The following is a 13,752-nucleotide window of genomic DNA, read 5'->3' as shown; positions in this document are numbered from 1 at the left end:
CCAGAATGGCATTCATGCCCAACGACGCGTCGCGACCCAGGATCCTGTCAGGGATGCAGCCCACCGACGACTCCTTGACCTTGGGCAACTACATCGGTGCACTCACCCAGTGGGTGGCCCTCCAGGACTCGTACGACGCGTTGTACTGCGTCGTCGACCTCCATGCACTCACGGTGAACCCGGACCCGGACAAGCTGCGCGAGCGCACGCGCCGCACGCTGGCGCAGTACCTCGCCGGCGGCGTCGACCCGGACCGCTCGACGTTGTTCCTCCAGTCGCACGTCCCGGAGCACACGGAGCTCGCGTGGATCCTGTCCTGCCAGACGGGGTTCGGCGAGGCCAGCCGGATGACCCAGTTCAAGGACAAGTCGGCGAAGCAGGGTGCGGACAACACCACGGTCGGTCTCTTCACGTACCCGGTGCTCATGGCAGCGGACATCCTTCTGTACGACACGGCGCTCGTGCCGGTCGGAGAGGACCAGCGGCAGCACCTCGAGATCACCCGGGACCTGGCAGAGCGGCTCAACAGCAGGTTCGGAGAGGGCACCGCCGTGGTCCCGGAGGCGCACATCGTCAAGGGCGCAGCGAAGGTCTACGACCTCCAGGCGCCGACGGCGAAGATGAGCAAGTCGTCGACCGGCAAGGGCACCGTGTGGCTGCTCGACGACCCCAAGGTGACGGCCAAGCGGATCCGGTCTGCCGTGACCGACGCGGGCTCGGAGATCGTGTTCGACCCGGAGAACAAGCCTGGCATCGCGAACCTGCTGACGATCTACTCCTCGCTCAGCGGTCGGACGATCGCCCAGCTCGAGGAGCAGTACGCCGGCCTGCAGTACGGCAACCTCAAGGTCGACCTCGCGGACCTCGTCGTCGCCCTGGTCACGCCGTTCCAGGAGCGCGTCTCGCACTACCTCTCCGACCCGGCGGAGCTCGACACGATCCTCGCTCGTGGCGCCGACAAGGCCCGGGACCTCGCGAGCGTCACGCTGGCCCGGATCTACGACCGCGTCGGACTCATCCCCGCACCTGGGCGCGCGCGGTGAACCTCCCCGAGCGGGTGGGCGACCAGCGCAGGGTGGGTGTGGCCATCGAGGTGCCCGAGCCGTACGGCCCCGAGCTGCAGAAGGCCCGTCGGCGGTTCGGCGACCCGCTCGCCGACCTCATCCCCCCGCACATCACCCTGCTCGGGCCCACCATCGTCGAGCCCGAGGCCTTCGAAGGCGTGCACGCCCACCTCGAGAGTGTCGTGCGCGACGTGTCGGCGTTCGTCGTGCGACTGCGCAGCAGCGGCACGTTCCGGCCGGTGTCGCCTGTCGTCTTCGTCCAGGTGGCCCAGGGGATCTCGGAGTGCGAGGCGCTCGAGAAGGCGGTCCGGTCCGGCCCGCTCGAGCAGTCCCTCCGGTTCAACTACCACCCGCACGTCACGGTCGCCCACGAGGTGCCGGACACGGCGCTCGACACCGCTTTCGAGGCGATGGCGGACTACGAGGCGACGTTCTCGGTGGACTTCATCTCGCTCTACGAGCACGGCGACGACAACGTCTGGCGTCCCGTGCGGCGCTTCCCGCTGCAGCCGGCCGGCACACAGGAAGCCACCCGCTGACGAGGGTGTCCCGCTGGCAGAACCTCCGCGCCGACGCAGACGACGAGAGGCCCGCAACCGGGTGGTTGCGGGCCTCTCGTCGTCTGTGGGGACGGTCATCGCCCCCCCGCGAGCTCAGAAGGCGCGGGTGATCATCGCCTGCTTGACCTCTTTGATGGCCTTGGTGACCTCGATGCCCCGGGGGCACGCCTCGGTGCAGTTGAAGGTCGTGCGGCAGCGCCACACGCCTTCCTTGTCGTTGAGGATCTCGAGCCGCTGCTCGGAGCCCTCGTCGCGGGAGTCGAAGATGAACCGGTGCGCGTTGACGATCGCCGCGGGGCCGAAGTACTGCCCGTCGGTCCAGAAGACGGGGCAGGAGGACGTGCACGCGGCGCAGAGGATGCACTTCGTCGTGTCGTCGAACCGCTCGCGCTGCTCGGCCGACTGGAGGCGCTCCTTGCTCGGCTCGTTGCCGGAGGTGATGAGGAACGGCATGATCTCGCGGTAGGACGCGAAGAACGGCTCCATGTCCACGACGAGGTCCTTGATCACGGGCAGGCCCTTGATCGGCTCCACGAGGATCGGCTTGTCCGGGTTGACGTCCTTGAGGAGCGTCTTGCAGGCGAGGCGGTTGCGTCCGTTGATCCGGACGGCGTCAGACCCGCAGACGCCGTGCGCGCAGGAGCGGCGGAACGTCAGCGACCCGTCGTGCTCCCACTTGATCTTGTGGAGCGCATCGAGCACACGGTCCGTGCCGTAGGCCGTGACGGTGAAGTCGTCCCAGTACGCCTCGTCGCCGTGGGCGGACTCGGGGGAGTAGCGGCGCACCCGGAGGGTCACCTCGAAGCTGGGGATCGCTCCGACGGTGGTCTCCGGGGCCTTCTCGGCGGTGGCTGTCATCAGTACTTACGCTCCATCGGCTCGTACCTGGTCTGTGTGACGAGCTTTCCGCCCAGCACGACCTTGTAATTGTCGAACTCACTCTGCTCGGTGAAGACACCGGCAGTTCCGTCGGCGCTCTCGACCTCGGTGTCACCCAGCGGGCGGCGGTAGGCCATGGTGTGGAGCATCCAGTTGGCGTCGTCGCGCTCGGGGTAGTCCTCGCGGAAGTGGCCCCCGCGGGACTCCTTCCGGTTGAGCGCTCCGACGACGACGACCTCCGCGATGTCGAGCAGGAAGCCCAGCTCGATCGCCTCGAGGAGGTCCGTGTTGAACAGCCGGCCCTTGTCCTGGACGGACACGTTCTTGTAGCGACGCTGGAGCTCGCGGATGTCCGCCTGCGCCTCGCGGAGTGACTCCTCCGTGCGGAACACCTGGGCGTTGCGGTCCATCGTCTCCTGGAGCGCGGTCCGGATGTCCGCGACGCGCTCGCCCGTGGGGCGTCCGCGCATGTCGTCGAGCTGGGCGACCACCGGGTCGGCCGCGTCGGGCGCGATGTCCCGGTAGACGGCCGTCTTGGCGTACTTCGCAGCCGCGCGACCGGCGCGCTTGCCGAAGACGTTGATGTCGAGGAGCGAGTTGGTCCCCAGACGGTTCGAGCCGTGGACGGAGACGCAGGCGACCTCGCCGGCGGCGTAGAGGCCGCGCACGACGTCGGTGTTGTTGCGCAGCACCTCGGCGTCGACGTTGGTGGGGATCCCACCCATCGCGTAGTGCGCGGTGGGGTACACGGGCACCGGCTCGGTGTACGGCTCGATGCCGAGGTACGTGCGGGCGAACTCGGTGATGTCGGGGAGCTTGGCGTCGATGTGCGCCGGTTCGAGGTGCGTGAGGTCGAGGAGGATGTAGTCCTTGTTCGGGCCTGCCCCGCGGCCCTCACGGACCTCGTTCGCCATCGAGCGCGCGACGATGTCGCGCGGCGCGAGGTCCTTGATGGTCGGGGCGTAGCGCTCCATGAAGCGCTCACCGTCACCGTTGCGGAGGATGCCGCCCTCGCCGCGAGCGGCCTCGGACAGGAGGATCCCCAGGCCGGCGAGGCCTGTCGGGTGGAACTGGAAGAACTCCATGTCCTCGAGCGGGAACCCGCGGCGCAGCGCCAGCGCCATGCCGTCGCCGGTGAGGGTGTGCGCGTTCGACGTCGTCTTGAAGATCTTCCCGGCACCGCCGGTGGCGAGGATGATCGCCTTCGCCTGGAAGATGTGGATCTCGCCGGTGGCGAGGTCGTACGCCACGACGCCGGTGACGTTGACCTCCTCGCCGTCGGGCACGTGGCCCTCGGAGAGGTCGTGGTCGACGAGCAGGTCGAGGACGTAGAACTCGTTGAAGAACTCCACGTCCTGCTTGACGCACTGCTGGTAGAGCGTCTGGAGGATCATGTGGCCGGTGCGGTCCGCGGCGTAGCAGGAGCGGCGGACGGCGGCCTCGCCGTGGTTGCGGGTGTGCCCGCCGAAGCGGCGCTGGTCGATACGTCCCTCAGGTGTGCGGTTGAAGGGCAGCCCCATCCGCTCGAGGTCGAGGACGGCGTCGATCGCCTCCTTGGCCATGATCTCTGCGGCGTCCTGGTCGACGAGGTAGTCGCCGCCCTTGACCGTGTCGAACGTGTGCCACTCCCAGTTGTCCTCCTCGACGTTGGCGAGCGCGGCACACATGCCGCCCTGCGCCGCGCCGGTGTGGGAGCGCGTCGGGTAGAGCTTGGAGATCACGGCCGTGCGGACCTCGCCGGAGGACTCGAGGGCAGCGCGCATCCCGGCGCCTCCTGCGCCGACGATCACGACGTCGTACTGATGGGTCTGCATCGGGTCGAGGTCTCCTGTGACGAGAGGGTGGGTCAGGGGGTCGAGCGGTGGCTCAGGACGTGCAGACGGACGGGAGCAGGTCGGCAGGTGCGCCGACCGGGCACGGGCTGAACGTGAAGATCACGAGCGTGCCGAGCACGGTCACGACGACGAAGGACACGTAGAGGGCGATCTTCAGCGCGAGCCGGACACCGTCACGCTCCGCGTAGTCGTTGATGATCGTGCGCACCCCGTTCGTGCCGTGCATCATTGCCAACCACAGCATGAGCAGGTCCCACATCTGCCAGAACGGCGACGTCCACTTGCCGCCGACGAACGCGAAGTCGATCGCGTTCACGCCGTCGCCGATCATGAGGTTGACGAAGAGGTGGCCGAAGATGAGGACGAGCAGGACGACGCCGGAGGCCCGCATGAAGACCCAGCCGTACAGCTCGAAGTTCGAGCGCGTGCTCTTGACGCGCTTGTAGGAGTCGCGCGGGTTCGTCAGCGCAGGTGCGGCGGCCATCAGTGCTCCCCGAAGACGTTCATGAGGTGGCGCGGCAGGAACGCGGCCATGGTGACGAGTGTGAGGCCGACGACGGTCCAGAGCATCGCTCGGTGGTACTGCGGACCTTTGGCCCAGAAGTCCACGAGGATGATGCGGATACCGTTGAAGGCGTGGAACACGATCGCCGCGACGAGGCCGGCCTCTCCGAGGCCCATGATGGGCGTCTGGTACGTGCCGATCACGGCGTTGTAGGCCTCCGGTGAGACCCGTACCAGTGCGGTGTCGAGGACGTGCACGAGCAGGAAGAAGAAGATGAGCACGCCGGTCACGCGGTGCGCGACCCAGGACCACATACCTTCGCGGCCGCGGTACAACGTGCCAGCGGGTGCACTGGGCACTGGGCGCCTCCTGGGCTGTTCATAGCGTCGGACCTGTGTCCGGTTCTCCACGGAAGTCTCTGGGCGTCGTCGACCAGATCCGTCTGACCTCTTCACTGTAGTGACTGTTGCGCCATGGTTGCGCCCGCAGGGCGGGAGTTCGCGTGTGGCGCTCGTCGTTTGTGATGCACTCCACAGGATCGACGGCCGGGCGGCGAGCCGGTGATTATGCTCGTGCCATGTCCCCGACCCGTGAGCCCGCCCTCCCGAACTTCTACGCAGTGATTCCCGCGGGGGGCGCAGGAACCCGGCTGTGGCCGCTGTCGCGGTCCGGCGCGCCCAAGTTCTTGCACGACCTCACCGGTTCGGGGCGCTCGCTCATCCAGGCGACGGTGGACCGGGTGGGTGCGCTCGCCCAGGGGGTCGTCGTCGTCACCGGGGAGGCGCACGCCGCAGCGGTCTCCGAGCAGCTGCCCGCGCTCGACGCCGCCAACATCCTCACCGAACCGTCGCCGCGGGACTCGATGGCGGCGATCGGTCTGGCTGCGGCGGTGCTCGCCCAGCGGCACGGCGACGTGGTCCTCGGTTCCTTCGCCGCCGACCAGGTCATCACCGGCCAGGATTCCTTCGAGCAGGCCGTCCGTGAGGGTGTGCTCGCCGCGGAGGAGGGGTACGTCGTGACGATCGGCATCGCTGCCTCCCGCCCGTCGACGGCGTTCGGCTACATCCACTCCGGGGCTCCGCTCGGTCTTGCCGGGGCGCCGAGCGCCCTGCACGTCGTCGGGTTCACGGAGAAGCCCGACGCGACGACGGCCCAGCGTTACCTCGCCACCGGCGAGTACCGCTGGAACGCCGGCATGTTCCTCGTTCGCGCCTCGGTGCTCCTCGACCACCTCGCCCGGGAGCGCCCCGCCCTGCACGACGGCATCCGGACGATCGCGGCCGCCTGGGACACGCCGGAGCGCGCGGCGGTCGTCGCCCGCGTGTGGCCGGGCCTGGAGAAGGTCGCGATCGACCACGCCGTGGCAGAGCCGGTCGCGGCCGCCGGTGGCGTCGTCGTCGTCCCCGGGTCGTTCGGCTGGGACGACGTCGGGGACTTCAACTCCCTCGCCGCGCTGCTGCCTGCCGCGGACGAGGCGGGCTCGAAGGTGCTCGGCGACGACGGCGCTGTCGTGCGGATCCAGAGCGCGGGGTCGGTGGTGGTCCCCGCGGCAGGTCGGGTGGTGACGATCCTCGGGCTCGACGACGTCGTCGTCGTGGACACCCCGGACGCGCTGCTCGTCACGACACGCGCCCGGGCGCAGCAGGTCAAGGACGTCGTCACCGAGCTGCGTGATCGCGGTCTGGACGAGCTCCTGTGACCGGTGAGCAGGAGTCGCTGCGCGCACGCATCGCGGACCTCACGGACGAGATCATCGACGAGCTCGTCGGGATCCGCCGCGACATCCACGCGCACCCCGAGGTCGCGCGGGCGGAGCTCCGGACGACGGCGCTCCTCGCGGCGCGGCTGCGGCAGGCGGGGCTCGAGCCCAGGCTCTTGAACGGCAGTGGCCTGACCTGTGACATCGGGCCCGGCGCCGCAGGCTCCGGACGCCGACGTATCGCGGTCCGGGCGGACATCGACGCCCTTCCGCTGCCGGAGACCTCCGGCGTCGAGTTCGCCTCGACGGTCCGCGGCGTCGCCCATGCGTGCGGCCACGACGTGCACACGACCATCGTGCTCGGCGTGGGCCTCGTGCTCGCCAGGCTGCATGCCGCCGGTGAGCTGCACCAACCTGTGCGACTCATCTTCCAGCCCGCGGAGGAGGTCCAGCCGGGCGGTGCCCTGGAGGTCCTCGACCAGGGTGGTCTCAACGGCGTCGGCGAGATCTACGCCCTGCACTGCGACCCGAAGCTCGACGTCGGGAAGATCGGGACGAGGATCGGTCCCATCACCTCGGCGTCCGACGAGGTCACGGTGCACGCGACCTCGAGGGGCGGGCACACGTCGCGGCCGCACCTCACGGGTGACCTCGTGTACGTGCTCGGGCAGATCATCACCCAGGTCCCGGCCGTCCTCGGGCGCCGGCTCGACCCGCGGTCGGGCGTCAACCTCACGTGGGGCGCGGTGCAGGCCGGGGCGGCGCCCAACGCGATACCCATGAGCGGACTGCTGCGCGGGACGCTGCGCTGTCTCGACGTGCGTGCGTGGGAGCGCGCCGCACAGGTGCTGCACGACGCGGTCCGGCAGGTCGCCGAGCCCTACGGCGTGGAGGTCGAGGTGCACCACCAGCGGGGCGTGCCACCGGTCGAGAACGACACGGCCTGCACGACGACGCTCGAGCGCTCGGCGCGCGAGATGCTCGGCGAGGGGTCGGTCGTCCTCACCGAGCAGTCGCTCGGTGGGGAGGATTTCGCCTGGTACCTCACGAAGGTCCCCGGTGCGATGGCACGGCTGGGGACGCGGACCCCGGGCGGCCGCACGTACGACATCCACCAGGGGGACCTGCGCGTCGACGAGCAGGCGATCTCCGTGGGCGTCCTCCTGCTCTCGGAGGTGGCGGCGGCGGGCGGCGCTGCGGCATCTCGAAACGCGGGACCCGGTGTGTCAGAGCGCAGACCAACCTTGCGCTTTCGTAACGAACTCGCGTAGTTACCCTTCAGTAACGAGATGTTCACACCCGGGGTCGTATGGTGAGCGCGCACGGGTCACCGAACCAGGTCTAGGCGCATTCCTGCGTACCTGGAAGACCCAGGGCGATCTCTCTCGACCAGACCACAGGAGCTCCACGTGAAGACACTTGCCCGCATCGCTGCGATGGGCGCCGCCGCCGCGCTCACCCTGACCGCGTGCGCTGACGCCCCCGACGAGGACACGAGCGGGTCCGACGGAACATCTGCAGCTGGCGACTTCACCGGGTGCATGGTGTCCGACTTCGGCGGATTCGACGACAACTCGTTCAACGAGTCGGGATTCAGCGGTCTGGAGCGCGCTGAGGAGGAGCTGGGCATCGACGTCCAGTTCGCGGAGTCCACCGACGCGGGCCAGTACACGCAGAACGTCGACTCGATGGTCCAGGCGAACTGCGACCTCATCGTGACGGTCGGCTTCAACCTCGCCGACGCGACCGCTGAGGCTGCGGACGCGAACCCCGAGCAGCGCTTCGCGCTCATCGACTCGGGCGTCGACCCCGTCCGTGACAACGTCAAGCCGCTGCTGTTCAACACGCAGGAGGCTGCGTTCCTCGCCGGGTACCTCGCCGCGGGCGTCTCCGAGACCGGCGTGGTCGGCACGTTCGGCGGCCAGCCGTACCCGTCGGTGACGATCTTCATGGACGGCTTCGTCGACGGTGTCGCGAAGTACAACGAGGACAACGGCACGGCCGTCACGGTCGTCGGCTGGGACAAGGACGCGCAGTCCGGCGAGTTCACGGAGACCTTCGAGGAGATCAGCGTGGGCGCCACGAAGGCCGACCTGCTCATCTCGCAGGGGGCGGACGTCATCCTCCCCGTCGCCGGGCCGGTCGGTGAGGGCGCGCTCGCGTCCGCCAGCCAGCACGAGGGCGTCAAGGTCATCTGGGTGGACTCGGACGGTTACGAGCAGGAGAAGCTCGCGCAGTACCAGGGCATCATCCTCACGTCCGTCATGAAGGAGATCGGCCAGTCCGTCTTCGACGTCGTCTCGTCGACCTCCGAGGGCTCGTTCGACCCTGAGCCCTACGTCGGCACCCTCGCGAACGGTGGCGTCTCGCTCGCCCCGTTCCACGACCTCGAGTCGGCCGTGCCGGCCGAGCTCCAGGAGCAGCTCGACGTGCTCGAGCAGCAGATCATCGACGGCGACCTCGTCGTCGAGTCCGTGAGTGCGACTCCGGTCGACTGATCCACACCGGCGGGTGGTCCCTGGCACGACGCCAGGGGCCACCCGCTCGTTCGTCCGCACCGCGACGGCACAATGGAAGAGTGGCCGTCCACCCGATCGACGTGAAGGACTCACCGGGATGAAGCTGGAGCTGCGGGGGATCACCAAGGTCTTCGGGTCGTTGATCGCCAACGACCACATCGACCTCGTCGTGGAACCCGGGGAGATCCATGCCCTGCTGGGCGAGAACGGGGCGGGCAAGAGCACGCTCATGAACGTCCTGTATGGCCTGTACGACCCCGACGACGGGGAGATCCTCGTCGACGACGAGCCGCGCACCTTCGCCGGCCCCGGTGATGCGATGGCCGCAGGGATCGGCATGGTGCACCAGCACTTCATGCTCGTGCCGGTGTTCACGGTCGCCGAGAACGTCGTCCTCGGGCACGAGCCCGTCAAGGGCGGTCTCATCGACCTGAAGAAGGCCCGCGCGCTCGTCCGGGAGATCTCGGACCGCTTCGGGTTCCAGATCGATCCCGACGCCCTCGTCGAGGACCTGCCGGTCGGAGCCCAGCAGCGCGTGGAGATCATCAAGGCCCTCTCCCGCGATGCGAAGGTCCTCATCCTCGACGAGCCGACCGCGGTGCTCACGCCGCAGGAGACCGACGAGCTCATCGAGATCATGCGTCAGCTCAAGGCTGCGGGGACGTCCATCGTCTTCATCACCCACAAGCTTCGCGAGGTCCGCGCCGTCGCGGACCGCATCACGGTCATCCGACGTGGCACGGTCGTCGGCTCCGCCGACCCCACCGCGTCCGAGATGGAGCTCGCGTCCGCCATGGTCGGACGCAGCGTCAACCTGACGACCGACAAGACGCCCGCCAAGCCCGCCGAGACACGCCTCGTCGTGTCCCGGCTGGCACTGCGTGGCTCGTCTGACGAGACGCTCCTCGACGACGTGTCGTTCGAGGTGGCGTCGGGAGAGATCCTCGCCGTCGCAGGGGTCCAGGGAAACGGTCAGACCGAGCTCACCGAGACGATCCTCGGCATGCACCGCGACGCGACGGGCAGCATCCGCCTCGGCGGGACCGAGCTCCTCGGGCGCTCCATCCGCGACGTGCTCTCCGCAGGCGTCGGGTTCGTGCCCGAGGACCGCAGCAAGGACGGGCTCATCACGTCGTTCTCCATCGAGGAGAACCTCATCCTCGACCTGCACGACAAGGCGCCCTTCGCCCGCGGCGCCGCCCTCGACCGCGACGCCGTCGCCGCGAACGCCACCAAGTACGTCAAGGAGTTTGACGTCCGCGCCGCGTCGCCGAAGGACGCGGCGAGCACGCTGTCCGGCGGGAACCAGCAGAAGGTCGTCCTCGCCCGCGAGATGTCGCGCCCCCTGCAGCTGTTCGTCGCGTCGCAGCCCACGCGTGGCCTCGACGTCGGGTCGATCGAGTTCGTGCACCGGCGGATCGTCGCCGAGCGCGACCACGGGACGGCCGTCATCATCGTCTCGACCGAGCTCGACGAGGTGCTCGCCCTCGCCGACCGGATCGCGGTCATGTACCGCGGCTCGATCGTCGGGATCGTCCCGGGTGACACGTCACGCGACGTCCTCGGGCTCATGATGGCGGGGCTCTCGCTCGACGCGGCCCGGGCAGAGGCCGCCAAGCACACCACGCTCCTCAGCCAGGCCGATGCCGCGCCCGGCAGCATCCCGGAGGTTTCCCCGTGACCGACCCCCGACCCAGCCAGAGTGCCGGGGCGCCCCACGACGCCGAGGGCACCGCCGTGACCGAGACCGTTCCCGGGGCCCCCGGCGCGACGACCGAGAAGGGCGCAGCCGCGCCGCGCTCGATGGTCCGAGAGATCCTCGAGAGCAGCTCCGCCGTCGTCGTCCTCGCCGTCGTCGCTGCGCTCGCGCTCGCGGCCGTCCTGGTCGCGGCCGCGGACAGCGACGTCCAGCGCACGGCGGGATACGTCTTCGCCCGGCCGAGCGACTTCTTCACAGCCGTGTGGGACTCCGTGTGGGGCGCGTACTCGTCGTTGTTCCGCGGCGCTGTCTTCGATCCGCAGGCCTCGACGACGCAACGCATGTTCAAACCGATCACGGAGACGCTCACGGCCTCGGTCCCGCTCATCTTCGCGGGTCTCGGCATCGGCATCGGCTTCCGGTCCGGGCTGTTCAACATCGGTGCGCAGGGCCAGGTCGTCCTTGGTGCGATCGGCGCGGCGTACATCGGGTTCGCGTTCGATCTGCCGGGCGTCGTGCACGTGATCCTCGCCGTCGTCGGCGGCCTCATGGCTGGCGCTCTGTGGGGGGGCATCGCGGGTTACCTCAAGGCGCGGTTCGACGCCAACGAGGTCATCGTGACGATCATGCTCAACTCGGTCGCCGTGTTCCTCATGTCGTACCTGCTGTCGACGACGGCGTTCAAGCGGCCCGGCAGCAACAACCCGATCTCGCCCCGCCTCGAGGACTCGGCGATGTTCGTCGGGCTTCTCGGAGGTTCGTTCCGACTGCACGCGGGCTGGATCCTCGCCATCCTCGCCGCGGTCGGCACCTGGTGGCTCATGGAGCGCTCGACGTGGGGCTTCAAGTTCCGGGCCGTGGGTGAGAACCCTGACGCCGCCCGGACGGCGGGGATCTCCGTGCCGTCCGTGTACCTCGCGGTCATGCTCGTCGCGGGGGGCCTCGCCGGGATGGGCGGAGTGTCACAGGTGCTTGGCACCGAGGGCGTCCTCCAGGACGGCGTCGCCGGTTCCATCGGTTTCGACGCGATCACGGTCGCCCTCCTCGGGCGTTCCCGTCCGCTCGGCACGGTCCTCGCCGCAACACTGTTCGGTGCGTTGCGAGCAGGCTCGCCGCTCATGCAGACCGCGAGCGGCACACCGATCGACATCGTCCTCGTCGTGCAGGCGCTCATCGTCCTGCTCATCGCTGCGCCTCCGCTGGTCCGTGCGATCTTCCGGCTGCCCGCCCCGGGCTCGTCCGTCCGGCTCTCGAAGGAGGTCGCAGCGTGAGCGCGACGACGAAGTCCCCGTCCGTCCCGCCGGGCAAGGCCACGCACGGGACGCTCACGGGTGAGGTCGAACCGCGCGTGTCGTGGGGTCCGTCTGCGGGCTACGCGGTCGTCGCGCTCGCGAGCCTCGTGCTGTTCGGGCTCGGCTCGCCGGCTGGTGACTCGACGACGTTCACGCTCGCGAGCGCGAGCGACGTCGTCCAGCTCGCCCCGCTGACCGTCGCCGCCCGCGCGACAGCGATCGTGCTGTCCGTGCTGGGACTCCTCCTGGCGGCGTACTCGGCCTTCGAGGCCAGCCGGCACCGGCGCACCGGCGCGTGGTTGCCGGTGACCTTCGGGGTGGCCGTCGTCCTCGCGTTCCTCGTGTGGGCAGGTGCGGGGTCGGCACAGTCGCTTCCCGTGCCGCTGCTGCTGTCGCAGACGATCTTCATCGCGATCCCGCTCGCCTTCGGTGCGATGGCGGGCCTCGTGTGCGAGAGGTCGGGCATCATCAACATCGCGATCGAGGGCCAGCTCCTGGCGGGGGCGTTCACGGCGGCCGTCGTCGCGACTCTCGCGTCGAACCCCTACGCGGGGCTTGTCGCGGCCCCCGTCGCGGGTGCGGCCGTCGCCGTCCTTCTCGCGTGGTTCGCGATCACCTACCGGGTCGACCAGATCATCGTGGGTGTCGTCCTCAACGTCCTCGTCGCCGGCGTGACGAGCTTCTTGTTCTCGACGGTCCTCAAGGCCAACTCGTCGACATGGAACTCTCCGCCGCGCCTGCCGGTCATCGAGATCCCCCTGCTGTCGCAGATCCCCGTCCTCGGGCCCATGCTCTTCCGCCAGACGATCCTCGTCTACCTCATGTTCGCCTTCGTCGTGGTCCTGCAGGTGATGGTGTTCCGCAGCCGGTGGGGCTTGCGGATGCGCTCTGTCGGCGAGCACCCCAAGGCCGCGGACACGGTCGGCATCAAGGTCAACCTCACGCGGTGGCGGAACACGCTGCTCGGTGGGGCGATCGCCGGTCTCGGCGGGGCCTCGTTCACCGTGACCCTCGGGCTGGCGTTCGGGAAGGAGATGACCGCGGGCAAGGGGTTCATCGCCCTCGCGGCCATGATCCTCGGCCGGTGGAGCCCGCGCGGTGCGTTCCTCGCCGCACTCCTCTTCGGCTTCGCCGAGGCACTGCGCAGCGCGCTCGGGGTCGTCGGCTCCGACATCCCCAGCCAGTTCCTGGCCATGCTGCCGTACCTCGCGACGATCTTCGCTGTCGCTGGCCTCGTCGGCCGCGTGCGGGCGCCCGCTGCAGAAGGGATCCCGTACACCAAGTGACCACCGCCGACTCCCCGCCCCCCGTCGACTGGGACGCCCTGCGCGCCGCCGCCCGTGACGTCATGACGCGGGCATACGTGCCGTACTCACACTTTCCTGTGGGGGCCGCGGCACTCGTCGACGACGGACGGGTCGTCGTCGGCTGCAACACCGAGAACGCCTCCTACGGGGTGGGGCTGTGCGCCGAGTGCGGGCTCGTGTCCGCGCTCGCCGCGTCGGGTGGTGGCCGGCTCGTCGCCTTCACCTGCGTCGACGGGCACGGGCGCACCCTCATGCCGTGCGGTCGGTGCCGCCAGCTCCTGTGGGAGCACGGGGGAGCCGACCTTCAGGTGGAGACGGTGAACGGGATCAAGCAGATGACCGAGGTGCTGCCCGACGCGTTCGGGCCGGACGACCTCGTGAGGAGGGCATGAC

13 protein-coding genes are annotated in these 13,752 nt (G+C 69.3%); 9 read left to right on the top strand and 4 right to left on the bottom strand.

Features of this window, described 5'->3' with window-relative positions; all coding sequences use genetic code 11:
- The first annotated feature begins 14 nt into the window (after window positions 1–14).
- Both trpS and AC54T1_RS09205 read left to right on the top strand, forming a co-directional pair.
- Entirely contained in the window at window positions 15–1,043 is a 1,029-nt protein-coding gene (gene trpS, locus AC54T1_RS09210) for a tryptophan--tRNA ligase (RefSeq protein ID WP_484345089.1), read from the top strand.
- The gene (locus AC54T1_RS09205) at window positions 1,040–1,603 is read left to right on the top strand and encodes a 2'-5' RNA ligase family protein (protein WP_484345090.1); all 564 of its coding nucleotides are present in this window, start codon (window positions 1,040–1,042) and stop codon (window positions 1,601–1,603) included. The genes trpS and AC54T1_RS09205 overlap by 4 nt, the downstream gene beginning before the upstream one ends.
- Window positions 1,604–1,717: 114 nt before the next feature.
- Here AC54T1_RS09205 and AC54T1_RS09200 read toward each other — a convergent pair whose 3' ends face one another.
- The 4 genes from AC54T1_RS09200 to sdhC are packed head-to-tail and all read right to left on the bottom strand — an operon-like array spanning window position 1,718 to window position 5,202.
- A complete protein-coding gene (locus tag AC54T1_RS09200; protein WP_484345091.1) occupies window positions 1,718–2,482 on the bottom strand; it encodes a succinate dehydrogenase iron-sulfur subunit in 765 nt (254 codons plus the stop codon).
- Window positions 2,482–4,317 (bottom strand): succinate dehydrogenase flavoprotein subunit, encoded by a 1,836-nt coding sequence (gene sdhA / locus AC54T1_RS09195; protein ID WP_484345092.1) that lies wholly within the window; start codon window positions 4,315–4,317, stop codon window positions 2,482–2,484. Before sdhA ends, AC54T1_RS09200 begins: the two co-directional genes overlap by 1 nt.
- Before the next feature lie 52 nt (window positions 4,318–4,369).
- Window positions 4,370–4,822, bottom strand: coding sequence for a succinate dehydrogenase hydrophobic membrane anchor subunit (locus tag AC54T1_RS09190; protein ID WP_484345093.1), 453 nt, complete (start codon window positions 4,820–4,822; stop codon window positions 4,370–4,372).
- Window positions 4,822–5,202: a succinate dehydrogenase, cytochrome b556 subunit gene (gene sdhC, locus AC54T1_RS09185; RefSeq protein WP_484345094.1), complete on the bottom strand. Its 381-nt coding sequence runs from the start codon at window positions 5,200–5,202 to the stop codon at window positions 4,822–4,824. Before sdhC ends, AC54T1_RS09190 begins: the two co-directional genes overlap by 1 nt.
- Before the next feature lie 218 nt (window positions 5,203–5,420).
- Here sdhC and AC54T1_RS09180 point away from each other — a divergent pair, with 218 nt between their 5' ends.
- The 7 genes from AC54T1_RS09180 to AC54T1_RS09150 all read left to right on the top strand — a co-directional run bounded on the left by AC54T1_RS09180 (window position 5,421) and on the right by AC54T1_RS09150 (window position 13,751).
- A complete protein-coding gene (locus AC54T1_RS09180) occupies window positions 5,421–6,542 on the top strand; it encodes a mannose-1-phosphate guanylyltransferase (RefSeq protein WP_496911750.1) in 1,122 nt (373 codons plus the stop codon).
- Window positions 6,539–7,813 carry an amidohydrolase gene (locus tag AC54T1_RS09175; RefSeq protein WP_496911749.1) on the top strand — a complete coding sequence of 425 codons (1,275 nt, stop codon included), beginning with the start codon at window positions 6,539–6,541 and terminating at the stop codon, window positions 7,811–7,813. Before AC54T1_RS09180 ends, AC54T1_RS09175 begins: the two co-directional genes overlap by 4 nt.
- Window positions 7,814–7,951: 138 nt before the next feature.
- Window positions 7,952–9,040 (top strand): BMP family lipoprotein, encoded by a 1,089-nt coding sequence (locus tag AC54T1_RS09170; RefSeq protein ID WP_484345097.1) that lies wholly within the window; start codon window positions 7,952–7,954, stop codon window positions 9,038–9,040.
- A gap of 118 nt (window positions 9,041–9,158) precedes the next feature.
- Window positions 9,159–10,742, top strand: a complete 1,584-nt coding sequence (locus AC54T1_RS09165; RefSeq protein ID WP_496911748.1) for an ABC transporter ATP-binding protein — start codon at window positions 9,159–9,161, stop codon at window positions 10,740–10,742.
- Window positions 10,739–12,031 (top strand): ABC transporter permease, encoded by a 1,293-nt coding sequence (locus AC54T1_RS09160; protein WP_484345099.1) that lies wholly within the window; start codon window positions 10,739–10,741, stop codon window positions 12,029–12,031. Before AC54T1_RS09165 ends, AC54T1_RS09160 begins: the two co-directional genes overlap by 4 nt.
- Complete coding sequence (locus AC54T1_RS09155; protein ID WP_496911747.1) at window positions 12,028–13,338, top strand: ABC transporter permease; 1,311 nt, start codon at window positions 12,028–12,030, stop codon at window positions 13,336–13,338. The genes AC54T1_RS09160 and AC54T1_RS09155 overlap by 4 nt, the downstream gene beginning before the upstream one ends.
- Window positions 13,335–13,751, top strand: a complete 417-nt coding sequence (locus tag AC54T1_RS09150) for a cytidine deaminase (protein WP_484345101.1) — start codon at window positions 13,335–13,337, stop codon at window positions 13,749–13,751. The genes AC54T1_RS09155 and AC54T1_RS09150 overlap by 4 nt, the downstream gene beginning before the upstream one ends.
- Window position 13,752: the final 1 nt, after the last annotated feature.

Source organism: Sanguibacter sp. Z41_6 (genome assembly GCF_059621145.1).
Note: the sequence above shows the minus strand (reverse complement) of the source record. Positions and strands in the feature narration are given on the sequence as shown.

What these genes read in the sequence shown, in the direction of transcription:
- trpS (WP_484345089.1), top strand. Translation starts at nt 15, where the DNA reads ATGCCCAACGACGCGTCGCGACCCAGGATCCTGTCAGGGATGCAGCCC.
- AC54T1_RS09200 (WP_484345091.1), bottom strand. Translation starts at nt 2,482, where the DNA reads ATGACAGCCACCGCCGAGAAGGCCCCGGAGACCACCGTCGGAGCGATC.
- sdhA (WP_484345092.1), bottom strand. Translation starts at nt 4,317, where the DNA reads ATGCAGACCCATCAGTACGACGTCGTGATCGTCGGCGCAGGAGGCGCC.
- AC54T1_RS09190 (WP_484345093.1), bottom strand. Translation starts at nt 4,822, where the DNA reads ATGGCCGCCGCACCTGCGCTGACGAACCCGCGCGACTCCTACAAGCGC.
- AC54T1_RS09180 (WP_496911750.1), top strand. Translation starts at nt 5,421, where the DNA reads ATGTCCCCGACCCGTGAGCCCGCCCTCCCGAACTTCTACGCAGTGATT.
- AC54T1_RS09165 (WP_496911748.1), top strand. Translation starts at nt 9,159, where the DNA reads ATGAAGCTGGAGCTGCGGGGGATCACCAAGGTCTTCGGGTCGTTGATC.